Genomic DNA, 26,661 nt, shown 5'->3' on the forward strand with positions numbered 1-26,661 from the left:
CGTGCTCGACCGGCTGGCAGCCCGCCTCGCCACCGCTGCGCTGCGGTTGCCGCCCGCGCGCACCCGTCGGGTCACCCTCACCCGGGGCGTCGCGGTGCGGGTACGCGACGGCGTGCCGCTGCGCACCGACCACTACGCCCCGGCCCTGCCCGGCGCGCCGACCGTGCTGATCCGCACCCCGTACGGGCGGGGCGGACCCATGCGGCTGCTCGGCCGGCTCGCCGCCGAACGCGGCTTCCACGTGGTGATCCAGTCCTGCCGCGGCACGTTCGGCTCCGGCGGCACCTTCGCCCCGCTGGTGCACGAGCGCGAGGACGGCCTCGACACCCTCGACTGGCTGCGCCGCCAACCCTGGTGGTCCGGCGCGTTCGGCATGTTCGGCGCCAGCTACCAGGGCTTCGTGCAGTGGGCCCTGGCCGCCGACGCCGGGGAGGAGCTGCGCGCGATGGTCGCGGTGGTGACCGCCTCGGGCACCCGCGACTCGACGTACGCCGGGGAGTCCTTCGCCCTCGACACCGTGCTCACCTGGGCCGAGCTGCTCCAGGCGCAGACCGTGCCGTGGCTGGCCCGGCAGTGGGAACTCAAGCGCGGCCAGCCCCGGCTGGTCGCGGCGCTGGCCCACCTGCCGCTGGCCGAGGCGGACCGGGTGGCCACCGGCGTCACCGTGCCGTTCTTCCAGGAGTGGCTGCGCCATCACACCCCGGACGCCGGCTACTGGCGTACGCGCGTCTTCGGCGACCGGATCGCCGAGGTCCACGCGCCGGTGGCGATGGTGAGCGGCTGGCATGACATCTTCCTGCCGGCCCAACTGCGCGACTTCGCGACGCTGCGCGCGGCCGGCGCCCGGCCCCGGCTGACCGTCGGCCCCTGGACCCACGGCAGCCCCGGGCTCTTCCTCGCCGCGCTGCGCGACGGGCTGGACCACCTCGACGCCCACCTCGCCGGGCGGCCGGCCGGTGCCGGCGCGGCGGCCCCCGTGCGGGTGTACGTCGGCGGCGCCGGTGGCGGCTGGCGGGACCTGCCCGACTGGCCGCCCCCGGCGGTGCCGACCCCGTGGCACCTGCACCCGGCGGGCGGGCTGAGCACCGCCGCGCCGGTCCCGTCCGCGCCGGACGGCTTCCACTACGACCCGGCCGACCCGACGCCCTCGCTCGGCGGGCCGCTGCTGGTCGCCCAGCGGGCCGGGCCGGTGGACAACCGCCCGGTCGAGGCCCGGCCCGACGTGCTCACCTTTACCAGCGCCCCGCTCGACGCGCCCGTCGAGGTGATCGGTCCGGTACGCGCCGAGATCCACCTGCGCAGCGAGCTGTCCCACCTGGACGTCTTCGTGCGGCTGTGCGACGTGGACCGGCGCGGCCGGTCCTGGAACGTCTGCGACGGTCTGGTCCGGGTCGCGCCCGACCGGTTCCCCGCCGACGCGGCCGGCGTGGTGCGTGTGCCGGTGGAGCTCTGGCCCACGGCGCACCGGTTCGCGCCGGGGCACCGGCTGCGGCTGCAGGTCTCCGGCGGCGCCTATCCCCGCTACGCGCGCAACCCCGGCACCGGCGAGCCCCTAGGTACGGCAGTCACCCTGCGTGCCGGATGGCGGGAGATCCTGCACGATCCACAATGTCCCTCTGCTGTGGTCCTACCGATCCTGACGCCCGGGTCACAACTGTCTGTCGGCGGAAAAAACCTGCCCTGAGCTGGGCATTCATCAATCTATGGAGCTATGGTTGGGCCACTGCCCGACGCTGTGCACCAGCCGGTCGGGCCCGCGCATGAACCTCCCGCACCGCCTACGCGGTGTCACCGCCGTGCCCGGCCTCCGAATCACCCCCGAGGGGGAACCCATGACGCGGGCACCGCAAAACCTGTTGGCCGTCCGCCGCCTGCTGCTCAACCACCTCAACGTCGACCCCGACACCGTCCGCGACCAGGACCTCGAACCCGCCGAGGTCGGCATCGTCGGCGACCCCGCCCACCGGGGCGGCTACCACTGCGGCTCCGACCGGGTGGTGCCCGGGGACTACTCCGTCGTCGAATCGCCCCGGGACTCCTCCGGCCTGACCCTCGACGCGGCGGCGCTCGACGTCGGCCTCTTCCGGGTCGACGTCGGAGGGCGCGCGCACGACCTCCGCAGCTTCTCCACCTGGTGCGTCGCGCAGTGCACCGCGGGCACCCCGGACAGCCGGGACCTCCGCGAGGTCATCTACTCCCCGGACGGCAAGGTCGTCCGGCGGTGGGACCGCCTGCGCAAGCGGACGAGCGGGGCCAGCTCCCACCTGTGGCACACCCACTTCAGCTTCTTCCGCGACTCGATCAAGGCGAACCGGGACCAGACCCCGCTGTTCCGCCGCTACCTGACGACCATTGGACTCCTGGAGGACGACATGAGCGCCGAGGCCGAAAGCAAGATCAACAGCATCTACGCCGGCATGTTCCTGGGCGGGTCGAGCATGGGGCGCAGCGTCGACCCCGACGCGGGCGGCCCTGCGGCGGCCAGCAACAGCCTGGTGGCCAAGCTGGACTACGCGATGCAGCGCCTGGACGCGTTGACCGTCCAGCTCAACGCGCTGTCTGACAAGGACTTCACGGACGAGCAGGCCATCGTGACGGGAGTCCTCGCCGCGCTGACGCCCGAGAAGATCGCCGCAGCGATCCCCGCCACCATCGCCGAGCAGGTCGCCGACGAGCTGGCCCGGCGCCTCGCCGCCTGACCCGCACCGAGTTGGCAACGGCAGTTGCGCAATAACTGTTGCGCAACCGTCGTTGCCGGTGTCAGGCTGGCGGCATGACGATCCCCGACGTACGCCACGTGACCGACTCGCGGGTGCTCGCCGCGCTGTCCCATCCGCTGCGCCGCCGGTTGATGGACGTGCTCAAGGTGCACGGTCCGTCCACCGTCGGCCTGCTCGCCGAGCGGACCGCACAGGCACCGGCGAACGTCAGCCACCACCTCAAGGTGCTGGCCGGCGCCGAGCTCGTCGAGGAGGCGCCCGAGCTGGCCCGCGACCGGCGGGAACGCTGGTGGCGCCTGGTCACCCGGGGCGTCCGCTGGTCCCAGTCGGACTTCGACGACCCCGCCGCCCGGGCCGTCGCCGACGCCGCCACCTCGCTCAACCTGGACCGGCACGTCGCCCTCGCCCGCGCGTGGCACGCCACCGACGAGGCCAGCCGGGCCGCCTGGTCGCAGGGACCGTTCTCCACGGACCGCTGGCTGCACCTGACCGACGCCGAACTCGCCCAGCTGGCCGGCGAGCTGAACGAGGTGCTCGCCCGGTGGGGCGACCGGGACGTGCCCGACGACGGGCGGAAACGCGAGCCGGTCTTCCTGTTCGCCTACGGGATCCCGGCCACGCCGTGACGCCGCCCGCCGGCACCACCCCGCCGACCCGTACCGCCGCCGCCCCGGCCGCCCCGCCGGCAGACGCGCGCCGCCCGGCCGCCGACCCCGCGACCGGCCCGGCGGTACGGCCCGCCGATCGGCCGGCGGCAGCGGCGGCGCCCCGGGGAGGGCTGCTGCGGCACCGGGACTTCCGGCTGCTCTGGGCCGGGCAGACGGCCAGCGCCGTCGGCAGCAACGTCACCGCCGTGGCGCTGCCCCTGGTCGCGGTGACCGTGCTCGACGCCAGCACCTTCGGCGTCGCGGTGCTCACCGCCGCCGCCTGGCTGCCGTGGCTGCTCGTCGGCCTGCCGGCCGGCGCCTGGGTGGACCGGTTGCCGCGCCGGCCGGTGATGATCGCCTGCGACCTGGTCTCCGCACTGCTGTTCCTCAGCGTCCCCGCCGCCGCCGTGCTCGGCGTGCTGACCGTGACGCAGTTGCTGGTGGTCGCGTTGGGCGCCGGGCTGGCCCGGGTCTTCTTCGAGACGGCCGACCAAGGTCTACCTGCCCGTGCTGCTGCGCCCCGAGCAGGTGCCGGAGGGCAACGCCAAGCTCCAGGCCACCCAGACCGCGAGCTACGTGCTCGGCCCCGGTCTCGCCGGCGTGGTCGCACAGCTCGCCGGCGCCGTCACGGCACTGCTGCTCGACGCGCTGAGCTTCCTGTTCTCCGCCGCCTGCCTGCTGCGCATCCGCACCGTCGAGCGGCGTCCCGAGCGCGTCGGGCCCGCACGGTCGCTGCGGCGGGAGATCGGCGAGGGGATCCGGTTCGTCGCCCGGGACCCGTACCTGCGGGTGCTCACCGCCTTCGGGGCCGCCAGCAACGTCGGCCTGGTCGGCTACCAGGCGGTCCTGGTGGTCTTCCTGGTCCGGGAGGCACGACTCGCGCCGGCCCCGGTGGGCGCGCTGGTCGCGGCGATGAGTCTCGGCGGCATCGTCGGCGCGCTGTCGGCCACCCTGCTCGGCCGTCGGCTCGGCACCGCCCGGGCCATGCTCCTGGCGGCGGTGTTCACCGGGCCGCCGGCGTTGCTGATCCCGCTCGCCGGACCCGGCGGTCGACTCGCCCTGCCGGCGATCGGCGGGATGCTGGTCAGCCTCGGGGTGGCGGTGGGCAACGTGCTCAAGGGCAGCTTCCGCCAGACCTACACGCCGCACCAACTGCTGGGCCGCGTCACGGTGAGCATGCACATGCTCAACTACGGCACGATCCCGCTGGCCGCCGTGCTGGCCGGGGCGATCGGCGCGGCCCACGGGGCCGGCACCGCGATCGCGGTGATGACGGCCTGGCTCGCGCTCACCCCGGCGATCCTGCTGATCGGGCCGCTACGGCGGCGACGGGACCTGCCCGTCGCGCCGAAGCGGCCCTGAAAACGCGCTGCGGCGGCGGCCGTCAGCCGGCCGCCGCCACCGGCACGGGATCTACAGCGGACGGACGTTGTCCGCCTGCGGACCCTTCTGACCCTGGGTCACCTCGAACTCGACCTTCTGGCCCTCGTTCAGCTCCCGGTAACCGCTCGACGCGATGGCCGAGTAGTGGACGAACACGTCCGGCCCTCCGCCGTCCTGCTCGATGAAGCCGAAGCCCTTTTCCGAGTTGAACCACTTAACCGTGCCGGTTGCCATGCATCTCTCCCTGTTCCAAAGCGGGTGAACCTCGGTCGTCGACCGATGATCGCCCGGTGCCACCCCGAGAATAACCGGCCGAACGCCGATCCGCTGGCCGAACTCTCGGCGCGGCGACGCGAAAGCCGGGCGGAGCGAGGTCGACTGGGGCATGCTTGCCCCGATGAAGGGTGCCACAGCCGACGCGCTGACCGAGATCGAGCGGGAGATCGACGCTCCCGGGGGCGGGCTGGACCGGCTCCGGCTGGTGCGGATCCCGTTCGTCCCCGAGGTCCGGCTGCACCTGGCCGAGGACGCCATCGTCTGGTGGGCCCGGATGGAGGCGCAGGCCGGGCACGCCCTGCCCGCGCCGTACTGGGCCTCGGTCTGGGCCGGTGGCCAGGCCCTCGCGCGCCACCTGCTCGACCACCCCGACCTCGCGGCCGGCCGTCGGGTGCTCGATCTCGCCGCCGGGTCCGGCCTGGTGGCGATCGCGGCCGCGCTCGCCGGCGCCGAGCTGGTGGTCGCCAACGACATCGACCCCTACGCGGTCGCGGCGGTCACCGTCAACGCCCGGGCCAACGACGTGACGGTCGCGACCACCGGCGGCGATCTGCTCGACTCCGATCTCGACGGGGTGGACCTGCTGCTGGCCGGGGACGTCCTCTACGACGCGGCGATGGCGGCGCGGGTGCTGCCCTTCCTGCGACGGGCCGCCGCCGGCGGCGCCGAGGTGCTGGTGGGCGATCCCGGGCGGGGCCACCTGCCGCCGGGCGTGCTGGCGACGGTGGCGAGCTACCCCGTGCCGACCACCGAGCCCTCCGTGGACTCGACCGTGCGCCGGGTGCAGGTGCTGCGCCCCCGGTGACCCCGGGCTCTCAGGGTCGACCCCGAGCCCGATACCAGGGGGTGGTGGGGGATCGGACCCGATGTCCCGGTGGCCGGGCGGCCATAGCGTACGGGCATGGCGGATTGGCTGACCCAGATCGGAGAGCTTCCCACCACCCTGCTCATGGGGGTGCTCGGGGTGGTGATGCTCTTCGACGCCGTACCGCTGCTCGGGGTGTTGGTCCCCGGCGACGTGGCGATCCTGGCCGCGACGGGGGTCGGCGGCCCGACCACCGGGGCCGCCACCTTCGCCGTCGTGGTGGCCGGCTGCCTCGCCGGCTGGTCGCTGAGCTTCCTCGCCGGCCGTCGGTACGGCGACCGCCTGCGGCACAGCCGCCTCGGCGACTGGATCGGCGAGGCACGCTGGGCGGCGGCGGAGGGGATGCTCCAGCGCGGGGGCGGCCGGATGGTGCTGGTCGCGCCCTTCCTGCCGGTGTTCAACGCACTGCTGCCGCTGGCGGCGGGCGGGCTGCGGATGTCGTACCCGCGCTTCCTCGGCTGCGCGACGCTCGGCGCGGCGGCCTGGGCCGGGCTCTACCTGGTGCTGGGCACCGCCTCGCGGTCGCTCGCCGGGCTGCTGCCGGGGGAGTCCAGCCCGATGCTGGTCACCATGGCGGTCGGCCTGCTGCTGGCGGGGGCGGTGCTGATGGGCACGCGGCGCCGACTGCGCGCGGTCACCGGGGCCTGACCCGGCGCCCGACAGGGAGCACGGAAGCCGGGGACCGACGGGGGAGCGGGGGGACCGACGGGGGGAGCGGGGCCGGGCGCGGATCGCGCCCGGCCCCGCTGAGGTTCACCAGCCCCGGGCGCGCCACTGGGGCAGCGCGGGGCGTTCCGCGCCGAGCGTGCTGTCCTTGCCGTGACCCGGGTAGAACCAGGTCTCGTCGGGCAGCCGGTCGAAGAGCTTGTGCTCGACGTCGTCGATGAGCGCGGAGAACCGCTCCGGATCCTTGTCGGTGTTGCCGACCCCGCCCGGGAAGAGGCTGTCGCCGGTGAACAGGTGCGGCGACCCCGCCGGGTCGCGGTAGAGCAGCGCGATCGAGCCGGGGGTGTGGCCCTTGACGTGGATCACCTCCAGCGCGCACTCGCCCACCGGCACGCTGTCGCCGTCGGCGAGCGTCCCGGCCTCGATCGGCAGCCCGGCCGCGTCGTCGGCGTGCACCAGGGGGCGGGCGCCGGTCTTGGCGACCACCTCCTCCAGCGCCACCCAGTGGTCCATGTGCTGGTGGGTGGTGACCACCGTGGCCAGCCCCGCGTCGCCGACCAGTTCGAGCAGCCGGGGCGCCTCGTTGGCGGCGTCGATAAGCACCTGCTCGCCGGTGGCCCGGCAGCGCAGCAGGTAGGCGTTGTTGTCCATCGGGCCCACCGACACCTTCGTGATGGTGAGCCGGTCGAGCTCGCGTACGGCCGGCGCGCCGCCGGGCGTGACGTCTCCGCTGTAGGTCATGAGGTCGTCTATATCCATTCCGGTGGTTGCGGCAGGGGGCCGTCGGGGGTGACGGTCAGCACGGTGCCCGGGCTGCGGCCGATCAGCCAGGCGGCGAGTTCGGGGGCGGCACCGGCGACCGTGGGCGCGGCGGTCCGGTCGCCGACGACCAGTTCGTGCCGGCTGCCATCGAAGCGCAGCACCATCGGCGGCACGTCGGCGCGGTCGGCGAGGTCGCCTACCACCTCGTGCAGCAGCCGGTGGCCGAACGCCTCGGGCCAGTCGGCCGGCCGGTAGCCGGCGTCGAGATCCACGTGGTGCACCTCGATCTCGCGCAGCCGGCCCCAGACCAGCATGGCCGCCGGCCAGGGGCCGCGCCGCGTCTGGACGGTGGCCGCCCACGCCTCGACCGGCATCGCGGCGACCGCCTCGGCGAACCGGACGGCCGAGCGGCGCAGGTCGTCCAGGTGGGCGGCGGGCGGGCGGGCGGCGCCGGCCTCGATGTCGGCGTCGCGGGCCGCCGCGGAGGCGTACATCGGGATCGGCTCGCCGGTGCGGGCCGCGGTCAGCAGGTTGACGAAGCCGTCGGCGTTGCGGGCCAGATGGGCCAGGACGTGCCCCCGGCTCCAGGCCGGCAGCAGCGAGGCGGCGGCGAGGCCGGTGTCGTCGAGGGCGGCCGCGGACCGCAGCAGACGGTCCGTTGCCGCGTCCACCTCGCCCGTCAGCAGAAGCGGATCCGTGGTCACCCACCGACCCTATCCGCCGGGGAACCGCGCGTCGCCGGGGAAATCGCTTTCGGCGCGTCGCGGCGCGTCCTACCGTCGGCGTGGAACGCGGCACCGGACGGCGGGGAGGTGGTGACCATGCCGGCAGCAGCACGCGTGCGTCAACCGCTCCGACACCGATGAGGATGCCATGACCATCGACCTGACCGCCCTCGGCTGGGATGCCGAGCGGGCGGCACACGTACCGCGACGCGGCGGGCACCGACCGGGCCGGGTGGCCCGGGTGGACCGCGGCGTCTGCACCGTGCTCTGCGCGGACGGCCCGGTCCGCGCCACCCTGGGCGGGGCGGTCCTGGCCGCCGCCGCCCGCGACCTGACCCGTCTGCCCTGCGCGGGGGACTGGGTGCTGCTGGGCACCTGGCCCGACCGCAACGTCACCGTGGAGGCGGTGCTGCCGAGGCGCACCGCCCTCGTCCGGCGGACCGCCGGCAAGGACGCCAGCGGCCAGGTGCTGGCCGCCAACCTCGACGCCGCCGCCGTGGTGGAGCCCGTACACCCCGAGCCGGACGTCGGCCGGATCGAACGGCTGCTCTCCCTGGCGCACGAGTCCGGCGCCCGGCCGCTGGTCGTGCTCACCAAGGCCGACCTGGCGGCCGACCCGGAGGCCGTCGCGCGCCAGCTCGCCGGGATCGCCCCCGGGGTGCCGGTGCTGGCCGTCAGCGCCGAGCGCGGCACCGGCCTCGACCCGCTGCGCGCCGAGGTGGCGCCCGGCCGCACGCTCGGCCTGCTCGGCCCGTCCGGCGCGGGCAAGTCGAGCCTGGTCAACGCGCTGGCCGGGGCGGCGCTGATGCCGACGCAGGCGATCCGGCGCGTCGACGGCAAGGGCCGGCACACCACCACCTGGCGGGCGCTGCTCCCGGTGCCCGGCGGCGGCGCCGTGCTGGACACCCCGGGGGTACGGGCGGTCGGCCTGCTCGACGGCTCGGCGGGGCTGGACCGGGCGTTCGCGGACATCGCCGAGCTGGCCACCGGCTGCCGGTACGCCGACTGCGGGCACGACGGGGAGCCGGCCTGCGCGGTGCGCGAGGCGCTGGAGACCGGCGAGCTGCCGGCGCGGCGCTGGGAGAGCTGGCGCAAGCTCCAGCGGGAGCTGGCCTTCGAGAGCCGGCGGCGGGAGGTCCGGCTGGCCGCGCAGCGGCGTGGCGGCTGGCGCGCGGGCCGGCGGCGGGCGGCCCGTCCCTGACGGAGGTAGCACGGGTGGGACCGGTCGACGACCGGTCCCGCCCGTTTCTTCAGGGCCGGCTTCTTCGCCCGCTGCGACCCGCTTACTCGCCCGCTGCGACCCGCTTCCCCGGGCGCGGCGGACCGGGCTGAGCTGGGGGAATGTGCCGGCGAGGGAAGTTGTCGTACCTCGGGGCTAGAGTTGCCGAGGCGCCTTTCTGCGCGCCCACAACCACTCAAGACAACCGCTCAGACCAGCCGTGGAGCGGACAATTCCTCCTCATCTTCTTCACCCGGGAGTACACGGACAGTGGCCGACCGACTGATCATCCGTGGCGCGCGCGAGCACAACCTGCGTGACGTCAGTCTCGACCTGCCCCGGGACGCCCTGATCGTGTTCACGGGGCTCTCCGGGTCGGGCAAGTCGAGCCTGGCCTTCGACACGATCTTCGCCGAGGGGCAGCGCCGCTACGTCGAGTCGCTGTCGTCGTACGCGCGGCAGTTCCTCGGCCAGATGGACAAGCCGGACGTCGACTTCATCGAGGGCCTGAGCCCGGCGGTGTCCATCGACCAGAAGTCCACCTCGCGCAACCCGCGCTCGACGGTGGGCACCATCACCGAGGTCTACGACTACCTGCGGCTGCTCTTCGCCCGCATCGGCGAGCCGCACTGCCCGGTCTGCGGCGAGCGGATCTCCCGGCAGACCCCGCAGCAGATCGTCGACCGGGTCCTCGCGATGACCGAGGGCACCAAGTTCATGGTGCTCTCGCCGGTGGTGCGCGGCCGCAAGGGCGAGTACGTCGACCTCTTCGCCGAGCTCCAGGCCAAGGGCTACGCCCGGGCCCGGGTCGACGGCGTCGTGCATCCGCTGACCGAGCCGCCGAAGCTGAAGAAGCAGGAGAAGCACACCATCGAGGTGGTGATCGACCGCCTCACCGTCAAGCCGAGCGCCAAGCAGCGGCTGACCGACTCGGTCGAGGCCGCCCTGGGCCTGTCCAACGGCCTCGTCCTGCTCGACTTCGTCGACCTGCCCGAGGACGATCCGGACCGCGAGCGGCGCTACTCCGAGCACCTGGCCTGCCCCAACGACCACCCGCTCGCGATCGAGGACCTGGAGCCCCGGGTCTTCTCCTTCAACGCGCCCTACGGCGCGTGCCCCGAGTGCACCGGCCTGGGCACCAAGAAGGAGGTCGACCCCGAGCTGCTCGTCCCCGACCCGGAGCGTTCCCTGCGCGAGGGCGCGATCCAGCCCTGGTCGACCGGGCACAACCTGGAATACTTCCTGCGCCTGCTGGAGGCCCTCGGCGCGGCCGAGCACTTCGACGTCGACACGCCCTGGCGGGCACTGCCGTCGCGGGCGCAGAAGACGATCCTGCACGGCTCCGACGACCAGGTGCACGTGCGCTACCGCAACAAGTTCGGCCGTGAGCGCTCCTACTACACCGGCTTCGAGGGCGTGGTGCAGTGGATCGAGCGCCGGCACACCGACACCGAGTCGGAGTGGTCGCGCGAGAAGTACGAGGGCTACATGCGCGACGTGCCCTGCGCGGCCTGCGGGGGCGCCCGGCTCAAGCCCGAGGTGCTCGCGGTCACCCTGGCCGGCAGGAGCATCGCCGAGGTCTGCAACCTCTCCGTCGGCGAGGCCGCCGACCTGCTCGCCGGCATCGAGCTGACCGACCGGCAGAAGTTGATCGCCGAGCGGGTGCTCAAGGAGATCAACGCCCGGCTGAAGTTCCTGCTCGACGTCGGCCTCGACTACCTGTCCCTGGACCGCCCGGCCGGCACCCTCTCCGGCGGCGAGGCGCAGCGTATCCGGCTGGCCACCCAGATCGGCTCCGGCCTGGTCGGGGTGCTCTACGTCCTCGACGAGCCGTCGATCGGGCTGCACCAGCGGGACAACCACCGGCTGATCGAGACCCTGATCCGGCTGCGCGGCCTGGGCAACACGCTGATCGTCGTCGAGCACGACGAGGACACGATCCGCACCGCCGACTGGATCGTCGACATCGGCCCTGGCGCGGGCGAGCACGGCGGCCAGATCGTGCACAGCGGCTCCGTGCCGGCGTTGCTGGAGAACCCGGAGTCGGTGACCGGGGCCTACCTGTCGGGCCGCCGGTCGATCCCGACGCCGCAGGGGCGCCGCGCGCAGACCCCGGACCGGGAACTGGTGGTGCACGGCGCGCGCGAGCACAACCTGCGCAACCTGACCGTGTCGTTCCCGCTCGGCCAGCTCATCGCCGTCACCGGGGTCAGCGGCTCCGGCAAGTCGACGCTGGTCAACGACATCCTCTACACGGTGCTGGCCAACCAGATCAACGGCGCCCGGCTGGTCCCCGGCCGGCACACCCGGGTCTCCGGGCTGGAGCACGTCGACAAGGTGGTCGGCGTCGACCAGTCGCCGATCGGCCGCACCCCGCGGTCCAACCCGGCCACCTACACCGGGGTCTGGGACCACGTCCGCAAGCTCTTCGCCGAGACCACCGAGGCCAAGGTCCGGGGCTACGGCCCCGGCCGGTTCTCGTTCAACGTCAAGGGCGGCCGCTGCGAGGCGTGCTCCGGCGACGGCACGATCAAGATCGAGATGAACTTCCTGCCCGACGTGTACGTCCCGTGCGAGGTCTGCAAGGGCGCCCGCTACAACCGGGAGACCCTGGAGGTGCACTACAAGGGCAAGACCGTCTCCGACGTGCTGGAGATGCCGATCGAGGAGGCGGCCGAGTTCTTCTCCGCCATCCCGGCCATCCACCGGCACCTCAAGACCCTGGTCGACGTCGGCCTCGGCTACGTCCGGCTCGGCCAGCCCGCGCCCACGCTCTCCGGCGGCGAGGCGCAGCGGGTCAAGCTCGCCTCCGAGTTGCAGAAGCGCTCGACCGGGCGGACGGTCTACGTCCTCGACGAGCCGACCACCGGCTTGCACTTCGAGGACATCCGCAAGCTGCTGATGGTGCTCGAAGGACTGGTCGACAAGGGCAACACGGTGATCACCATCGAGCACAACCTCGACGTGATCAAGACGGCCGACTGGCTGATCGACATGGGCCCCGAGGGCGGTCACCGGGGCGGCACGGTGCTCGCCACCGGCACGCCCGAGGAGGTCGCCGAGGTGCCCGACAGCCACACCGGCCACTTCCTGCGGCAGGTGCTCAGGCTCGACGGCGACGCGAAGGGCGCGGCGGCGGCCACCTCCCGGGCGGCCAAGGCCAACGGCACCAAGTCCTCCCGCCCCCGCAAGGCGCCGGCCGGGGCGCGCTGACGACACGCTCCCCGGGTCGTGCGGCCCGGGCAGTCGCCCCGGCCACGCCGTCCGGCCGCCGGCACGGGGCGGATCGCCGACGGGGCCGTCCGGGCGGGCCCACGGCCCACCCCGGGTGGCCCCTCGGTCGCCGATCAGGTGAACCGTCGGGCAGAGTGATCCGTGTACCCGAGTGTGGCCGCGGATCATGACCAGGCGGCGGCAGCCGAGAGAAGGGCGAGGCATGAGTGACGATCAGGGGCTGACCGGGCCGGCTACGCGGACGCGACGCGCCCTCCTCACGGGCGCGGGCGCGGTCGGCGCGGCGGTGGTCCTGGCCGCCTGCGGCAGCGACGACTCCGGCGACGGGGCGGCCCCGACCAGCGGCGGCCCGGCGGTGCCGAGCACCGGTGACGCCGGCGGCGGCGACCGCCAGGGCGCGCAGTCGCTGGCCCGTACGGCTGACATCCCGGTCGGCGGCGGCACCGTCTATCCCGCCCAGGGCGTGGTGATCACCCAGCCGCGCGAGGGCGAGTTCAAGGGGTTCGACTCGATCTGCACCCACCAGGGCTGCCCGGTGACGAACGTCGACGGCGGCACGATCAACTGCACCTGCCACTTCAGCAAGTTCTCCATCGAGGACGGCTCGGTGAAGGGCGGCCCGGCCACCAAACCGCTGCCGCCGAAGAACGTCAAGGTCACCGGCGACCAGATCTCGCTGGCCTGACCCGTCGGGTGCGGTCGGCGACCCGGACCGGGCCGCCGGCCCCGCTCAGTCCGCGGCGGCGTTCGCGTCGACCGCTGACGGCCGCTTGACCGCCGACGGCCGCTTGACCGCCGACGGCCGCTCGACCGTCGGCGGCGGCTCGCGCAGGGCGGACGGCGGCAGGCTCCGCTCCAGCAACAGGATGCCGGCGACGCCCACGGCGTTGAGCAGCGCCAGCACCAGCCAGGGCGCGGCGGTGTCGACCTCGTACAGGGTGCCGAAGAGGGCCGGCGCGACCATCGAGGCGAGGGCGAAGGAGTACTGGAAGGCCGCCAGGTAGCGGCCCCGGGCGGCGATCGGAGCGGCGGCCGCGGCCAGCGCGGCGGACGCCGGCGCGTGCACCAGTTCCGCGACGGTGAACAGCAGCGTCGCCGCGACCAGCAGCGCGGCCACCACGCCGAGGCGCCCCGGGCCGAGGGTCGCCATGGCGAGGCCCCAGAGCGTCCAGAGGGCGGCGGCCAGCGCGACCGCACGGGTGCGGCGGTGGCGCGGCAGGCGGGCGCCGACGGGCGCCGACAGCAGGGCGACGAGGAACGCGTTGCCGGCCAGGACGGCGGAGGTCAGCCAGGCGGGGCCCCGCAGGTCCGTGAGCATCATCGTGGGCAGGGCCAGGCCGAGCATCATGGTGCTCAGCGCGAAGACGGTGTTCAGGCCGATGAGGGCGAGGAACGGACGGTCCCGCAGCAGCGTGGCGTACCCGCCCCGCCCGGATCCCGCCGGGCGGTCCGTGGCCGGCGGGATCCGCACCCGGGCGGCGATGAGCACCGCGGCGAGGGCGAAGCAGGCCGCCGCCGCGTAGGCCACCGCGCGATAGGTGCCGGCCCGCCCGTCGGCCACCACCACGCCCGTGGTCAGGCCCCCCACCGCCAGGCCGGCGGTACGGGCGCCGTTGCTGATCGCGTACCAGGTGTCCCGGGCCCAGCCGCCCGGGCTGCCGTCGGCGTAGTCGGCGACCGCCGTGAAGACGGCGGACCAGAAGAACCGCACGCCGACGGCGACCAGCGCCGCCGCCACGAAGACGCCGACCGGCCCCTGCACCCAGGCGTACGCCAGGTAGCCGGCGGCCTGGAGCAGCTGGGAGGCGACGACCACCGGCAGCGCCCCGAGCCGGTCCGCCAGCGATCCCGCCCACAGCGGCACCGGCAGGGTGAGCACGGTCGCCGCGCTGAGCAGCACCCCGAGCAGCGCCAGGGGCACGTCGGTGAGCCGCAGGAAGTACACCAGCGACAGGGGCAGGAAGAGCCCGTTGCCGACCGAGTCGACGGTGAGCGCCGCCACGAGGACGGCACCCCCTCGGCTGCGTCCCGCGGGGTTCGCGCCCATGCCCCCGTGCTCCCCCCGTGTCGGTCGACCAGGGGCGGATGTTAGCGGGGAGCGTCTCCGGCGGCACCGGAGTTTCGGGTTGCCGGGGCCGGCGGGAGGGCGGGGGCGGGGACTCGGCGTCCGGGGAGCTGTCGGGGGCGCGGACTAGGCTTGCTGCCGTGGCTGACCCCTCGACCTACCGTCCCGCGCCCGGCACCATCCCGGAGTCACCGGGGGTCTACCGGTTCCGCGACGGCACCGGCCGGGTGATCTACGTCGGCAAGGCGAAGAACCTGCGCAGCCGGCTCAACTCCTACTTCGCCGACCTGTGGGGCCTGCACCAGCGCACCCAGCAGATGGTCACCACCGCCGAGTCGGTGGACTGGGTCACCGTCGGCACCGAGGTCGAGGCGCTCCAGCTCGAATACACCTGGATCAAGCAGTACGACCCGCGTTTCAACGTCCGCTACCGCGACGACAAGTCCTACCCCTACCTCGCGGTCACCCTCGACGAGGAGTTCCCCCGGTTGCAGGTGATGCGGGGCGCCAAGCGCAAGGGCGTGCGCTACTTCGGGCCCTACTCGCACGCCTGGGCGATCCGCGAGACGCTCGACCTGCTGCTGCGGGTCTTCCCGGCGCGCACCTGCTCGGCGGGGGTGTTCAAGCGCGCCGGCCAGGTGGGCCGCCCCTGCCTGCTGGGTTACATCGGCAAGTGCTCGGCCCCCTGCGTCGGCAGCGTCACCCCCGAGCGGCACCGGGAGATCGTCGACGGTTTCTGCGACTTCATGGGCGGCCGCACCGACACGATGGTGCGCCGGCTCGAACGGGAGATGACCGAGGCCAGCGAGCAGTTGGAGTTCGAGCGGGCGGCCCGGTTGCGCGACGACGTGGCCGCGCTGCGCCGGGCGATGGAGAAGCAGACCGTCGTGCTCGGCGACGGCACCGACGCCGACGTGGTGGCGTTCGCCGACGACCCCCTCGAAGCGGCCGTCCAGGTCTTCCACGTGCGCGACGGCCGGGTCCGTGGCCAGCGCGGCTGGGTGGTGGAGAAGACCGAGGAGCTGAGCACGGGCGATCTGGTGCACCACTTCTGCACCCAGGTCTACGGTGGCGAAGAGGGCGAGGCCGACGTGCCGCGCGAGCTGCTCGTGCCGGCGCTGCCCGCCGACGCCGACGCGCTGGCCGACTGGCTCTCCGGTCACCGGGGCAGCCGCGTGAGCCTGCGAGTGCCGCAGCGTGGTGACAAGCGGTCGCTGCTGGAGACGGTCGAGCGCAACGCCAAGGACGCCCTGGCCCGGCACAAGCTGCGCCGGGCCGGCGACCTGACCACCCGCAGCAAGGCGCTCGACGAGATCACCGAGGCGCTCGACATGCGCACCTCGCCGCTGCGCATCGAGTGTTTCGACATCTCCCAGATGCAGGGCACCGACGTGGTGGCGAGCATGGTCGTCTTCGAGGACGGGCTGCCCCGCAAGAGCGAATACCGGCGCTTCATCATCCGGGGCGCCACCGACGACCTCTCCGCCATGTCCGAGGTGCTGCGCCGCCGCTTCGCGCGCTACCTCGACGCCCGCGCCGAGACCGGCGAGGCGGGCGTCGAGCCGGCCGACGACCCGGTCGCCCCGGCCGGGCAGCCCGCGCCCGGCGAGCCCCACGAGTCCGGCGCGCCCGGCGATCCCGGCGGTCCCCACGAGCCCGGCGGTCTCCACGAGCCCGGCGGTCTCCACGAGCCCGGCGGGTCCGACGAGCGCACCGTCGGCGTCCTGGTCGACCCGACCACCGGCCGGCCGCGCCGGTTCGCGTATCCGCCGCAGCTGGTGGTGGTCGACGGCGGCGCGCCGCAGGTCGCGGCGGCGGCCCAGGCCCTCGCGGAGCTGGGCGTCGACGACGTGGCGCTGTGCGGCCTGGCCAAGCGGCTGGAGGAGGTGTGGCTGCCCGACGACGAGTTCCCGGTCATCCTGCCGCGCACCTCGGAGGGGCTCTACCTGCTGCAACGGGTGCGCGACGAGGCGCACCGCTTCGCCATCACCTTCCACCGCCAGCGGCGCTCCAAGCGGATGACCGAGTCGGCGCTCGACCGGGTGCCCGGCCTCGGAGAGGTGCGGCGCAAGGCGCTGCTGCGGCACTTCGGCTCGCTCAAGCGGCTCTCCGCCGCCACCGTGGAGGAGATCACCGAGGTGCCCGGCGTGGGCCGGCGCACCGCCGAGGCGATCCTCGCCGCGCTGGGCGGCGAGGCGAAGGCCCCGGCGGCGGACTGACCGCATCGACCGGGCGGTGCGCGTTCGGCCGGCCGCCGGCTACTCGGCCAGGACGGCCAGGATCTGCTCGCCGTACTTCGCGAGCTTGTTCTCGCCGACGCCGCTGACCGCGGACAGCTCGGCCAGCGAGGTGGGCGCGTCGGTGGCGATCTGCCGCAGCGTGGCGTCGTGGAAGATCACGTACGCCGGGACGCCCTGCTCCTTGGCGGTGGCCCCCCGCCAGGCGCGCAGCCGCTCGAAGACTCCGGCGGCGGTCGGGGACAACTCGGCGACGACGGTGGCCGCCCCGCGTGGCTTCGCCGACCGGGACGAGGCGACCTTCTCCGGCTCGCGGCGCATCATCACCGTGCGGCGGCGGCCCAGCACCTCCGCGCTGGCCTCCGTGAGGGCCAGCGTGCCGTAGTCGCCCTCGACGGCCAGCAGCCCCTCGGCCAGCAGTTGCCGCACCACGCCGCGCCACTCGGCCTCGCGCAGCTCGCCGCCGATGCCGAAGACGGTCAGGGAGTCGTGGCCGTACTGGGTGACCTTGTCGGTGGTGCGGCCGAGCAGGATGTCGACGCAGTGCCCCGCACCGAAGCGCTGGTTGCGTTCCCGGTCGAGCCGGAAGATCGTGGAGAGCAGCTTCTGGGCCGCGACGGTGCCGTCCCAGGACTCCGGCGGGCTGAGGCAGGTGTCGCAGTTGCCGCAGGCGGCGGTCGCCTTCTCGCCGAAGTAGTCGAGCAGCTGGCCCCGCCGGCAGCGGACCGTCTCGCAGAGGGCGAGCATCGCGTCGAGGTGGGCGGCGAGGTTGCGCCGGTGGGCGAGGTCCCCGTCGGAGGTCTCGATCATCTTGCGCTGCTGCACCACGTCCTGGAGCCCGTACGCCAGCCAGGCGGTCGACGGCAGCCCGTCACGCCCGGCGCGACCGGTCTCCTGGTAGTAGCCCTCGACCGACTTGGGCAGGTCCAGGTGGGCGACGAAGCGGACGTCGGGCTTGTCGATGCCCATGCCGAACGCGATGGTCGCCACCATCACCAGGCCGTCCTCGCGCAGGAACCGCTGCTGGTTGCGCGCGCGGGTCGCCGCGTCCAGGCCGGCGTGGTAGGGCAGCGCGGCGACGCCGTTGGCGGTGAGGAACTCCGCGGTCTTCTCCACCGAGGCGCGCGACAGGCAGTAGACGATGCCCGCGTCGCCAGGGTGCTCGTCGCGCAGCAGGCTGAGCAGCTGCTTGCGCGGCTCGCGCTTGGGCACGATCCGGTACTGGATGTTGGGCCGGTCGAAGCTCGCCACGAAGTGCCGGGCGTCGGTGAGCTTGAGCCGGGTCGCGATCTCGTCGCGGGTCGCGCTGGTCGCGGTGGCGGTGAGCGCGATGCGGGGCACGTCGGGCCAGCGCTCGTGCAGCATCGACAGGGCGAGGTAGTCGGGGCGGAAGTCGTGCCCCCACTGCGACACGCAGTGCGCCTCGTCGATGGCGAACAGGGCGATCCTGCCCCGGTCGAGCAGCTGCTGCACCCCGCGGGTGCCCAACGCCTCCGGGGCGAGGTAGAGCAGGTCCAGTTCGCCGCCGACGAACGCCCGCTCCACCACGCGGCGGGCGTCGAGATCCTGGGTCGAGTTGAGGAAGCCGGCCCGCACACCGACCGCCGTCAGCGCGTCGACCTGGTCCTGCATGAGCGCGATCAGCGGGGAGACCACCACCGCCACGCCGTCGCGGACCAGCGCGGGGATCTGGTAGCACAGCGACTTGCCGCCGCCGGTGGGCATCAGCACCAGCGCGTCGCCGCCGGCCACCACGTGGTCGATCACCTCCTGCTGGAAGCCGCGGAAGGCGTCGTAGCCGAAGACCCGGCGCAGCACCTCCAGGGCGTCGGCGGAGCGCAGGTCGGTGGGGGAAGCCATCCGGGGATTCTACGAACCTCCCCCGACAGCCGGCGGACCCGAGCGGGCGGGTCGCGGATCAGGGAGGACCGCCGGACCGGAGCGTCGCGCTCCGGCGGCCCTCCGGGTCGCTCAGTCGGCCTGGGCGGAACGCCTGGCCAGCCCGCGCGGCGGGGCCTTCATCCCGACCACGATGTCGACGATCTCGATGTAGCGGGCCTTGTTGCCCATCCGGAACGCCGTGGCCGCCGCGTTGATCTCCTCCAGGGTGTCCGCCTCGACCATGGTCACCTGGTCGTAGCGGCCGTTGACCCCGGTGCAGACCACGAGGGTGAGCTGCTTGGCGAAGCGCGCCAGGTCGCGGGCGTGCTCGGCGGAGACCTCGTGGATGCCATCCCGGCCCAGGGCGAAGTACTCCGGGTTGATCCTCATGAACAGGAAGCCGACGTATTTGTTCTTCTCCGCCAGATCGTGCATCCCGCCTCCAAGAAACCAGTCGCCACCTGCGGCGATCACGTGCAGCGCATGGACGTTCACTGATCGTTATCAAGGGGTCCGCCTGTCGGGAGCACGACCCTCGCGCCCAGGTCCGACCGTCCGCCGGGGCGGACGCCACCATGGCGGCGGCCAGGGACGTGCCGGCAACGCGCGGGTGGTGCGGGATAGAGTCGCTGATTGACCATGCGCGGCCGGGGGTGCCGGCCGCGGCGGCTTGGGGGTAGTGGGTGAGCGAGGCGGGTACGGCCGAGGAACGGGGCGCGACGGTGACCGGGCAGCAGGCACCGGCGGAGTCGGACACCACCCTGGTGGTGGTCACCGGGCTCTCCGGCGGCGGCCGCAGCACGGTGGCCAGGGCGTTGGAGAACGTCGGGTTCTACGTGGTGGACAACCTGCCGCAGGCGCTCATGCTCGACATGGCCGAGCTGGCGTTCAAGGCGGGCGGGGCGGCCCGGCGTACGGCGATGGTGCTGGACGTGCGCTCGCGCGCCTTCTCCACCGATTTGGCGGGGGCGATCCGGGAGCTGAAGGAGCGCGGCTTCTCGCCCCGGGTGGTCTTCGTCGACGCCGACGACGAGGTGCTGATCCGGCGGTTCGAGAGCGTCCGGCGCTCGCACCCGTTGCAGGGCGACGGGCGGCTCGCCGACGGCATCGCGGTCGAGCGCGGCCTGCTGGAGGAGGCCCGCGACCAGGCCGACGTGATCATCGACACCAGCCACCTGAACGTCAACCAGCTGCGCCGCCGCGTCGAGGAGCTCTTCGGCGGCGAGGACGCCCGCCGGCTGCGGGTCACCGTGCTCTCCTTCGGCTTCAAGTACGGCCTGCCGCCGGACGCCGACTTCGTGCTCGACGCCCGCTTCCTGCCCAACCCGTACTGGGTGCCGGAACTGCGCGAGCACACCGGCCGGGAGGAGGCGGTCAGCTCGTACGTGCTGGGGCAGGAGGGCGCGGACGCCTTCGTCGGGTCGTACGCCGACCTGGTCAACGCGACCACCGTCGGCTTCGAGCGGGAGGGCAAGCGCTACCTGACGGTGGCGGTCGGCTGCACCGGCGGCAAGCACCGCAGCGTGGCCATCGCCGAGGAGCTGGCCGCCCGGCTGCGCCACTCCGGTCTGGCCGCCAACGCGCAGCACCGCGACCTGGGGCGCGAGTGACGGCGACGCGTGTGGTCGCCTTCGGCGGCGGGCACGGCCTGTCCGCCTCGCTACGCGCCCTGCGCCGCTGCGCCCCCGAGCTGGACCTCGACATCACGGCGGTGGTCACCGTCGGCGACGACGGCGGCTCCAGCGGCCGGCTGCGGGCCGAGCGGGGCGGCCTGCCTCCGGGCGACCTGCGGCAGGCGCTGGTCGCGCTGGCCGGGGACCATCCGGCGACCCGGCGCAGTGCCAAGCTCTTCCAACACCGCTACGCCGAGGTGCCGCCCGTCGGCGGCCCGGCTCCCGTCGGCGGCCCGGCTGCCGTCAGGGGCGGACCGGCGGGGCGCCGTCGGGTCTCCGGTACCGGGCGGACCCCTTCCGGCCCGGGGCCGGCCGGGGGCGCCGGAGGGGCGGCCGGCGGGATCGCCGGAGGACGTGCCGGTGCGGCCGGGCGGGCGGGTGCCGAGGCCGGCGGGCTGACCGGGCACGCGGTGGGCAACCTGGTGCTCTGCGGGCTGATGGAGCTGCTCGGCGACCCGGTGGCCGCCCTGGAGCACGCCGGCGCGATGCTCGGCGCGGTCGGCCGGGTGCTGCCGATGTCGTGCGAGCCGGTGGGGATCGAGGCGCGGGTACGCGGTGCCGACCCGCGCCGGCCGGACGAGGTGTGCACGATCACGGGCCAGCACCAGGTCGCGGTGACCACGGGCCGGGTGGAGTCGTTGCGGCTCACCCCGGCCGCGCCGGAGGCCTGCCCGCAGGCGGTCGCCGCGATCGGCGCGGCCGACTGGCTGATCTTCGGGCCGGGCAGCTGGTACACGAGCGTGCTGCCGCACCTGCTGGTGCCGCAGCTCGCCGCCGCGATCGTCGCCAGCCCGGCGCGGCGGCTCGTCACGCTGAACCTCGCCGCCGAGAAGGAGACCTCCGGGCTCTCCCAGGCCGACCATCTGGCCGCGCTGCGCTCGTACCTGCCGGAGCTGAGGGTCGACCGTGTGGTCGCCGATTCCAAGGCGGCGGGTGATCCCGAACCGGTCGAACGTGCGGCAGAATCGCTGGGTGCCCGCCTGGTCCTCGCTCCCGTCGCGGTCACCGACGGCACTCCCCGTCATGATCCGGCCGCCCTGGGCGCCGCACTGGTGCCTGTCCTGGGCGCCGATCGTTAGACACGTACGTAATCTCCGGCGACACGCCGGAACAGGTCCGTGAGGGGACGCACAATGGCGATGACGGCTGCGGTCAAGGACGAGCTGAGTCGGGTCGACGTGCCCAAGCCCTGCTGCCGGCGGGCGGAGATGGCGGCGCTGCTGCGCTTCGCCGGCGGGCTGCACATCGTCTCCGGTCGGGTCGTGGTGGAGGCCGAGCTCGACACGGGGGCGGTGGCCCGGCGGCTGCGACGGGAGATCGCGGAGGTCTACGGCTATCCGAGTGAGATCCACGTGCTCGCGTCCGGTGGCCTGCGCAAGGGCAGCCACTTCATCGTGCGGGTGGTCAAGGACGGTGAGGCCCTCGCACGGCAGACCGGGCTGCTCGACGTGCGGGGACGCCCGGTGCGGGGACTGCCGCCGCACGTCGTCGCCGCGAACGTCTGCTGCGCGGTGTCGGCCTGGCGCGGCGCGTTCATGGCGCACGGCTCGCTGACCGAGCCGGGCCGCTCCAGCGCGCTGGAGATCACCTGCCCGGGCCCGGAGTCCGCGCTGGCCCTGGTGGGCGCGGCCCGCCGGATCGGCATCACCGCCAAGAACCGCGAGGTGCGCGGCGTGGACCGGGTGGTGGTCAAGGACGGCGACGCGATCGCCGCGCTGCTCACCCGCATCGGCGCCCACTCCAGCGTGCTGGCCTGGGAGGAGCGGCGGGTGCGCCGCGAGGTGCGGGCCACGGCGAACCGGCTGGCCAACTTCGACGACGCCAACCTGCGCCGCTCGGCGCGGGCCGCGGTCGCCGCCGCCGCCCGGGTGACCCGGGCGCTGGAGATCCTCGCCGAGGACGCGCCCAACCACCTCACCTCCGCCGGCCGGCTGCGCCTGGAGCACCGACAGGCCTCGTTGGAGGAGCTGGGCGCGCTGGCCGATCCGCCGCTGACCAAGGACGCGATCGCAGGCCGCATCCGCCGGCTGTTGGCGCTGGCCGACAAGCGGGCCCGGGACCTGGGCATCCCGGATACGGAAGCAGCAGTCACGCCCGACATGCTCGTGGTCTGATAGGACGGTGCGGGTCGGCGGTGCCGGTGGGGTCACCACCCGGCGCTGCACTGCGCCGCACGCTCGGATAAGGTCGCTGCGTACGGCAAGGGGGCCGGCACAGGCACTCCTCGCCGTGCACACCGCCTCGGGCGGTCAGGTCCTTCGAGACCGCGGCGGGGTGGCCGAGATGAACCGTCAACGGCCGGCTCCAACGGTCGGCGCACACACCTCCGCCGGCCCGGGTCTTACGCCGGCGGACCAGAACGCAAGGAGATGGGACCTGTGACCATCCGGGTTGGCATCAACGGCTTCGGCCGGATCGGCCGCAACTTCTTCCGGGCAGTGCTGGCGTCCGGCGCTGACATCGAGGTCGTGGCGGTCAACGACCTGACCGACAACGCGACGCTCGCCCACCTGCTCAAGTACGACAGCATCCTGGGTCGCCTGCCGCACGAGGTGAAGGCCACCGCCGACGAGATCACCGTGGGCGGCAAGACCATCAAGGCGTACGCCGAGAAGGACCCGTCGAAGCTGCCGTGGGGCGACGCCGGCGTGGACGTGGTCATCGAGTCCACCGGCTTCTTCACCGACGCCACCAAGGCGAAGGCGCACGTCGACGGCGGGGCCAAGAAGGTCATCATCTCCGCCCCGGCGAAGAACGAGGACGTCACGGTCGTCATGGGCGTCAACCACGACCAGTACGACCCGGCCAAGCACACCATCATCTCGAACGCCTCCTGCACCACCAACTGCCTCGCGCCGATGGCGAAGGTCCTGCACGACACGTTCGGCATCCAGCACGGCCTGATGACGACGATCCACGCGTACACCCAGGACCAGAACCTCCAGGACGCGCCGCACTCCGACCTGCGTCGGGCCCGCGCCGCCGCCCTGAACATCGTGCCGACCTCGACCGGCGCGGCGAAGGCGATCGGCCTGGTGCTGCCGGAGCTGAAGGGCAAGCTGGACGGCTACGCGCTGCGCGTGCCGATCCCGACCGGCTCGGCCACCGACCTCACCGTCGACGTCGCCCGGGAGACCACGGTGGACGAGGTCAACGCGGCGCTGAAGGCCGCCGCCGAGGGCCCGCTCAAGGGCATCCTGGTCTACAACGAGGACCCGATCGTCTCCTCGGACATCGTCACCGACCCGGCGTCGTGCATCTTCGACGCGCCGCTGACCAAGGTCGTCGGCAACCAGGTCAAGGTCGTCGGCTGGTACGACAACGAGTGGGGCTACTCGAACCGCCTGGTCGACCTGGTCAAGCTGGTCGGCCAGTCCCTGTGAGGCAGCCGACGGTCACGAACGGAGGCCTGGCCTAAGTGAGCATCCGTACCCTCGACGACCTGCTCGCCGAGGGGGTGTCGGGTCGGCGCGTGCTGGTGCGCGCCGACCTGAACGTCCCGCTCGACAAGCAGTCCGGTGACATCACCGACGACGGCCGGATCCGCGCCGTGCTGCCGACGCTGAGCGCCCTCACGGGAGCCGGCGCCAAGGTGGTCGTCTGCTCGCACCTGGGCCGCCCGAAGGGCGCGCCGGACCCGCAGTTCAGCCTGCGTCCGGTCGCCGGGCGGCTCGGGGAGCTGCTCGGCGCGCGGGTGCACTTCGCCACCGACACCGTCGGCGAGTCCGCCCGCTCCACCGTGGACGCGCTCGCCGACGGCGAGGTCGCGCTGCTGGAGAACCTGCGTTTCAACAAGGGCGAGACCAGCAAGGACGACACCGAGCGGGGCGCCTTCGCCGATGAGCTCGCCGCCTTCGGCGACGCGTACGTCGACGACGCGTTCGGCGCGGTGCACCGCAAGCACGCCAGCGTCCACGACGTGCCGGCCCGGCTGCCGCACGTCGCGGGCCGGCTGGTGCTGCGCGAGGTGGAGGTCCTGTCCCGGCTGACCGGCGAGCCGGAGCGCCCGTACGTCGTGGTGCTCGGCGGTTCGAAGGTCTCCGACAAGCTGGCGGTGATCGAGGCGCTGCTGCCGTCGGTCGACCGGCTGCTCATCGGCGGCGGGATGTGCTTCACCTTCCTCAAGGCGCAGGGCCACGAGGTGGGCTCCTCGCTGCTGGAGGAGGAGATGGTCGAGACCTGCCGCAGCCTGCTGGAGCGCTCCGAGGGCAAGATCATGCTCCCGGTCGACGTGGTGGCCGCGGACGCGTTCGCCCCGGACGCCGCGCACGACACCGTGCCGGCCGACGGCATCCCCAGCAAGCGGGTCGGGCTCGACATCGGGCCGGAGACGGTCGCCGGCTTCGCCGCCGCCCTCAAGGGCGCGCGGACGATCTTCTGGAACGGCCCCATGGGCGTGTTCGAGATGCCGGCGTTCGCCCACGGCACCCGCGGGATCGCCGAGACCATCGCGAAGAGCGAGGCGTTCACCGTCGTCGGTGGCGGCGACTCCGCCGCCGCGGTGCGGGCGCTCGGGCTGGACGAGTCGTCCTTCGGGCACATCTCCACCGGCGGTGGCGCCTCCCTGGAATACCTGGAGGGCAAGACCCTCCCCGGCATCGCGGCCCTGGAGAACTGATGGCGAGCGTCACCCGCCGGCCCCTGATGGCCGGCAACTGGAAGATGAACTGCAACCACCTCGAGGCCAACCTGCTGGTGCAGAAGCTGGCGGCCAGCCTCACCGAGAAGCAGCTCACCGACGTCGAGACGGTGGTCCTGCCGCCGTTCACCGACCTGCGTACGGTGCAGACCGCCGTCGACGGCGACAAGCTGCTCATCGGCTACGGCGCGCAGGACCTCTCGCCGTACGCGTCGGGGGCCTACACCGGGGAGATCTCCGGCCCGATGCTGGCGAAGCTGGGCTGCACCTACGTGGCGATCGGGCACTCCGAGCGGCGGGCCTACCACCACGAGGACGACGCGCTCGTCAACGCCAAGGTGCAGGCGGCGCTGACCCACGGGCTCACCCCGATCCTCTGCGTGGGGGAGGGGCTGGACGTCCGCGAGCAGGGCACCCACGTGGCGCACTGCAGCGAGCAGCTCGACGGCGCCCTGAAGGGGCTCACCGCCGAGCAGGTGGAGAAGGTCGTGGTGGCGTACGAGCCGGTCTGGGCGATCGGCACGGGCAAGACGGCCACCCCCGAGGACGCCCAGGAGGTGTGCGGCGCGGTCCGCCAGCGCCTGGCCGAGTCCTTCGGCCAGGACACCGCCGACAAGGTCCGCGTCCTCTACGGCGGGTCGGTCAAGTCGTCGAACGTCGCGGCGATCATGGCTCAGCCGGACGTCGACGGGGCGCTCGTGGGCGGCGCGAGCCTGGACGCCGAGGAGTTCGCGAAGATCTGCCGGTTCCCGGAGCACATCTCCCGCTGATCGCTCGCTATCCTTGACTCCGCCCGTCCGTCGGTCGGTGCCACCGTGCCCGATCTGCCCGGGCGAGGATCGTAACGAGAGGACTGACCCCAGCCATGCCGATCTGGTTCGCATACACGTTGATCGTGTTGCTGGTCATCACGAGCGTTCTGTTGACCATGCTGATCCTGCTGCACCGCGGTAAGGGCGGCGGGTTGTCGAGCATGTTCGGCGGTGGCGTCAGCTCCAGCCTCGCCGGCTCCTCGGTGGCGGAGAAGAACCTCGACCGCTACACCGTCCTGGTGGGCATCGTCTGGTTCGCCTGCATCGTCGGGCTGGGGCTCTGGCTCCGCCTCCAGATGGCCAGCGGCACGGTCTGAGCCCGCCAAGTCGTACAATCTGCGCGCGGTCCGTCGTCGACGGGCCGCGCGCAGTCCGTTCCACCCGCTGCACCGCGTCGCCCGCCGCCCCCTCCGCGGCGGTTCCCCTCCGACGACAGGAGCGAGCAGCCGTGCCCATCGGCAACGTCATCCCGGGCACCCGGGTCGGATCCGCGCCCGAACGCCACCAGCCGGCCCCGTGCCGGACGGTCACCTACTGGTGCCGCAACGACCACCACACCGCGATCCGGCTCGCCGCCGAGGTCGAGGTGCCGGAGGTGTGGGACTGCCCGCGTTGCGGCCTCCCCGCCGGCCAGGACGCGCAGAACCCGCCGGGCCGCGTCCGGCCCGAGCCCTACAAGACCCACCTGGCGTACGTGAAGGAGCGGCGCACCGCCGAGGAGGGCGAGGCCATCCTGGCCGAGGCCCTCGCCGCCCTGCGCCGCCGCCGGGGCCGTCCCGCCGGCTAGGGCCTGTGTCGAAGTCGGTGCCAGGGCTTGAGCTGTTGAGTGAGGATCTTCGCGTGTCGGTGTTCGAGAT

Annotated in this window: 24 protein-coding genes and 1 pseudogene; 19 read left to right on the plus strand and 6 right to left on the minus strand. The window is 73.6% G+C overall.

The window, feature by feature from the left end; all coding sequences use genetic code 11:
• Window position 1 precedes the first annotated feature (1 nt).
• From ACPXCB_RS29225 to ACPXCB_RS29245, 5 genes and pseudogenes are all read left to right on the plus strand, one after another.
• Complete coding sequence (locus ACPXCB_RS29225; protein WP_425879144.1) at window positions 2-1,684, plus strand: CocE/NonD family hydrolase; 1,683 nt, start codon at window positions 2-4, stop codon at window positions 1,682-1,684.
• 148 nt (window positions 1,685-1,832) lie between these two features.
• Window positions 1,833-2,699, plus strand: a complete 867-nt coding sequence (locus tag ACPXCB_RS29230; protein ID WP_425879145.1) for a hypothetical protein — start codon at window positions 1,833-1,835, stop codon at window positions 2,697-2,699.
• A 74-nt stretch (window positions 2,700-2,773) separates the two neighbouring features.
• Complete coding sequence (locus tag ACPXCB_RS29235) at window positions 2,774-3,346, plus strand: ArsR/SmtB family transcription factor (protein WP_425879146.1); 573 nt, start codon at window positions 2,774-2,776, stop codon at window positions 3,344-3,346.
• Window positions 3,343-3,771: pseudogene (locus ACPXCB_RS29240) on the plus strand (MFS transporter); the annotation flags it as partial. The gene ACPXCB_RS29235 and the pseudogene ACPXCB_RS29240, both read left to right, overlap by 4 nt.
• Before the next feature lie 103 nt (window positions 3,772-3,874).
• Window positions 3,875-4,729 (plus strand): MFS transporter, encoded by an 855-nt coding sequence (locus ACPXCB_RS29245; RefSeq protein ID WP_425879148.1) that lies wholly within the window; start codon window positions 3,875-3,877, stop codon window positions 4,727-4,729.
• A 51-nt stretch (window positions 4,730-4,780) separates the two neighbouring features.
• Here ACPXCB_RS29245 and ACPXCB_RS29250 read toward each other — a convergent pair whose 3' ends face one another.
• Window positions 4,781-4,984, minus strand: a complete 204-nt coding sequence (locus tag ACPXCB_RS29250) for a cold-shock protein (protein WP_088961229.1) — start codon at window positions 4,982-4,984, stop codon at window positions 4,781-4,783.
• Window positions 4,985-5,147: 163 nt separating this feature from the next.
• Between ACPXCB_RS29250 and ACPXCB_RS29255 the strand changes: the two genes are divergently transcribed.
• Window positions 5,148-5,831 carry a class I SAM-dependent methyltransferase gene (locus tag ACPXCB_RS29255; RefSeq protein ID WP_425879150.1) on the plus strand — a complete coding sequence of 228 codons (684 nt, stop codon included), beginning with the start codon at window positions 5,148-5,150 and terminating at the stop codon, window positions 5,829-5,831.
• Between the two features lie 96 nt (window positions 5,832-5,927).
• Window positions 5,928-6,539, plus strand: coding sequence for a DedA family protein (locus ACPXCB_RS29260; RefSeq protein ID WP_425879152.1), 612 nt, complete (start codon window positions 5,928-5,930; stop codon window positions 6,537-6,539).
• A gap of 105 nt (window positions 6,540-6,644) precedes the next feature.
• Here ACPXCB_RS29260 and ACPXCB_RS29265 read toward each other — a convergent pair whose 3' ends face one another.
• Complete coding sequence (locus tag ACPXCB_RS29265) at window positions 6,645-7,298, minus strand: MBL fold metallo-hydrolase (protein ID WP_327029063.1); 654 nt, start codon at window positions 7,296-7,298, stop codon at window positions 6,645-6,647.
• A gap of 8 nt (window positions 7,299-7,306) precedes the next feature.
• Window positions 7,307-8,023 carry a maleylpyruvate isomerase family mycothiol-dependent enzyme gene (locus tag ACPXCB_RS29270; protein ID WP_425879153.1) on the minus strand — a complete coding sequence of 239 codons (717 nt, stop codon included), beginning with the start codon at window positions 8,021-8,023 and terminating at the stop codon, window positions 7,307-7,309.
• Between the two features lie 169 nt (window positions 8,024-8,192).
• Here ACPXCB_RS29270 and rsgA point away from each other — a divergent pair, with 169 nt between their 5' ends.
• The 3 genes from rsgA to ACPXCB_RS29285 all read left to right on the plus strand — a co-directional run bounded on the left by rsgA (window position 8,193) and on the right by ACPXCB_RS29285 (window position 13,182).
• Window positions 8,193-9,245 (plus strand): ribosome small subunit-dependent GTPase A, encoded by a 1,053-nt coding sequence (rsgA, locus tag ACPXCB_RS29275; protein WP_421451811.1) that lies wholly within the window; start codon window positions 8,193-8,195, stop codon window positions 9,243-9,245.
• 288 nt (window positions 9,246-9,533) lie between these two features.
• Window positions 9,534-12,476 (plus strand): excinuclease ABC subunit UvrA, encoded by a 2,943-nt coding sequence (gene uvrA, locus ACPXCB_RS29280; protein ID WP_425879155.1) that lies wholly within the window; start codon window positions 9,534-9,536, stop codon window positions 12,474-12,476.
• A gap of 223 nt (window positions 12,477-12,699) precedes the next feature.
• Window positions 12,700-13,182: a Rieske (2Fe-2S) protein gene (locus tag ACPXCB_RS29285; protein WP_151456977.1), complete on the plus strand. Its 483-nt coding sequence runs from the start codon at window positions 12,700-12,702 to the stop codon at window positions 13,180-13,182.
• Window positions 13,183-13,227: 45 nt separating this feature from the next.
• On the opposite strand, the gene ACPXCB_RS29290 is transcribed toward ACPXCB_RS29285, so the two are convergent.
• Entirely contained in the window at window positions 13,228-14,544 is a 1,317-nt protein-coding gene (locus ACPXCB_RS29290; protein WP_425879157.1) for an MFS transporter, read from the minus strand.
• A gap of 158 nt (window positions 14,545-14,702) precedes the next feature.
• Here ACPXCB_RS29290 and uvrC point away from each other — a divergent pair, with 158 nt between their 5' ends.
• A complete protein-coding gene (gene uvrC, locus ACPXCB_RS29295) occupies window positions 14,703-16,781 on the plus strand; it encodes an excinuclease ABC subunit UvrC (protein ID WP_425879158.1) in 2,079 nt (692 codons plus the stop codon).
• A 39-nt stretch (window positions 16,782-16,820) separates the two neighbouring features.
• Here uvrC and recQ read toward each other — a convergent pair whose 3' ends face one another.
• Entirely contained in the window at window positions 16,821-18,659 is a 1,839-nt protein-coding gene (gene recQ / locus ACPXCB_RS29300; RefSeq protein ID WP_425879159.1) for a DNA helicase RecQ, read from the minus strand.
• A gap of 111 nt (window positions 18,660-18,770) precedes the next feature.
• A complete protein-coding gene (locus ACPXCB_RS29305; RefSeq protein ID WP_425879161.1) occupies window positions 18,771-19,115 on the minus strand; it encodes a hypothetical protein in 345 nt (114 codons plus the stop codon).
• Window positions 19,116-19,402: 287 nt separating this feature from the next.
• On the opposite strand from ACPXCB_RS29305, the gene rapZ reads away from it, so the two are divergent.
• From rapZ to ACPXCB_RS29345, 8 genes are all read left to right on the plus strand, one after another.
• Window positions 19,403-20,290, plus strand: coding sequence for an RNase adapter RapZ (rapZ, locus tag ACPXCB_RS29310; RefSeq protein WP_425879167.1), 888 nt, complete (start codon window positions 19,403-19,405; stop codon window positions 20,288-20,290).
• The gene (locus ACPXCB_RS29315) at window positions 20,287-21,432 is read left to right on the plus strand and encodes a gluconeogenesis factor YvcK family protein (RefSeq protein ID WP_425879162.1); all 1,146 of its coding nucleotides are present in this window, start codon (window positions 20,287-20,289) and stop codon (window positions 21,430-21,432) included. The genes rapZ and ACPXCB_RS29315 overlap by 4 nt, the downstream gene beginning before the upstream one ends.
• Before the next feature lie 54 nt (window positions 21,433-21,486).
• Window positions 21,487-22,467 (plus strand): DNA-binding protein WhiA, encoded by a 981-nt coding sequence (gene whiA / locus ACPXCB_RS29320; protein WP_088999356.1) that lies wholly within the window; start codon window positions 21,487-21,489, stop codon window positions 22,465-22,467.
• A 264-nt stretch (window positions 22,468-22,731) separates the two neighbouring features.
• Window positions 22,732-23,736: a type I glyceraldehyde-3-phosphate dehydrogenase gene (gap, locus tag ACPXCB_RS29325; protein WP_151453343.1), complete on the plus strand. Its 1,005-nt coding sequence runs from the start codon at window positions 22,732-22,734 to the stop codon at window positions 23,734-23,736.
• Between the two features lie 35 nt (window positions 23,737-23,771).
• Window positions 23,772-24,971 carry a phosphoglycerate kinase gene (locus tag ACPXCB_RS29330; RefSeq protein WP_425879164.1) on the plus strand — a complete coding sequence of 400 codons (1,200 nt, stop codon included), beginning with the start codon at window positions 23,772-23,774 and terminating at the stop codon, window positions 24,969-24,971.
• Window positions 24,971-25,762, plus strand: a complete 792-nt coding sequence (gene tpiA / locus ACPXCB_RS29335) for a triose-phosphate isomerase (RefSeq protein WP_151453345.1) — start codon at window positions 24,971-24,973, stop codon at window positions 25,760-25,762. Before ACPXCB_RS29330 ends, tpiA begins: the two co-directional genes overlap by 1 nt.
• Window positions 25,763-25,857: 95 nt before the next feature.
• Window positions 25,858-26,121 (plus strand): preprotein translocase subunit SecG, encoded by a 264-nt coding sequence (gene secG, locus ACPXCB_RS29340; RefSeq protein WP_088999360.1) that lies wholly within the window; start codon window positions 25,858-25,860, stop codon window positions 26,119-26,121.
• 131 nt (window positions 26,122-26,252) lie between these two features.
• A complete protein-coding gene (locus ACPXCB_RS29345) occupies window positions 26,253-26,591 on the plus strand; it encodes an RNA polymerase-binding protein RbpA (protein WP_151453346.1) in 339 nt (112 codons plus the stop codon).
• Window positions 26,592-26,661 lie beyond the last annotated feature (70 nt).

The organism is Micromonospora sp. DT62, assembly GCF_049847285.1.
GTDB lineage: Bacteria > Actinomycetota > Actinomycetes > Mycobacteriales > Micromonosporaceae > Micromonospora > Micromonospora reichwaldensis.

Excerpts from the sequence above, each read along its gene's own strand:
- secG (WP_088999360.1), top strand. The coding sequence starts at position 25,858 with ATGCCGATCTGGTTCGCATACACGTTGATCGTGTTGCTGGTCATCACG.
- ACPXCB_RS29230 (WP_425879145.1), top strand. The coding sequence starts at position 1,833 with ATGACGCGGGCACCGCAAAACCTGTTGGCCGTCCGCCGCCTGCTGCTC.
- ACPXCB_RS29255 (WP_425879150.1), top strand. The coding sequence starts at position 5,148 with ATGAAGGGTGCCACAGCCGACGCGCTGACCGAGATCGAGCGGGAGATC.
- rsgA (WP_421451811.1), top strand. The coding sequence starts at position 8,193 with ATGACCATCGACCTGACCGCCCTCGGCTGGGATGCCGAGCGGGCGGCA.
- ACPXCB_RS29285 (WP_151456977.1), top strand. The coding sequence starts at position 12,700 with ATGAGTGACGATCAGGGGCTGACCGGGCCGGCTACGCGGACGCGACGC.
- ACPXCB_RS29305 (WP_425879161.1), bottom strand. The coding sequence starts at position 19,115 with ATGCACGATCTGGCGGAGAAGAACAAATACGTCGGCTTCCTGTTCATG.
- whiA (WP_088999356.1), top strand. The coding sequence starts at position 21,487 with ATGGCGATGACGGCTGCGGTCAAGGACGAGCTGAGTCGGGTCGACGTG.
- ACPXCB_RS29260 (WP_425879152.1), top strand. The coding sequence starts at position 5,928 with ATGGCGGATTGGCTGACCCAGATCGGAGAGCTTCCCACCACCCTGCTC.
- ACPXCB_RS29250 (WP_088961229.1), bottom strand. The coding sequence starts at position 4,984 with ATGGCAACCGGCACGGTTAAGTGGTTCAACTCGGAAAAGGGCTTCGGC.
- ACPXCB_RS29265 (WP_327029063.1), bottom strand. The coding sequence starts at position 7,298 with ATGACCTACAGCGGAGACGTCACGCCCGGCGGCGCGCCGGCCGTACGC.
- ACPXCB_RS29235 (WP_425879146.1), top strand. The coding sequence starts at position 2,774 with ATGACGATCCCCGACGTACGCCACGTGACCGACTCGCGGGTGCTCGCC.
- tpiA (WP_151453345.1), top strand. The coding sequence starts at position 24,971 with ATGGCGAGCGTCACCCGCCGGCCCCTGATGGCCGGCAACTGGAAGATG.
- recQ (WP_425879159.1), bottom strand. The coding sequence starts at position 18,659 with ATGGCTTCCCCCACCGACCTGCGCTCCGCCGACGCCCTGGAGGTGCTG.
- ACPXCB_RS29290 (WP_425879157.1), bottom strand. The coding sequence starts at position 14,544 with ATGGGCGCGAACCCCGCGGGACGCAGCCGAGGGGGTGCCGTCCTCGTG.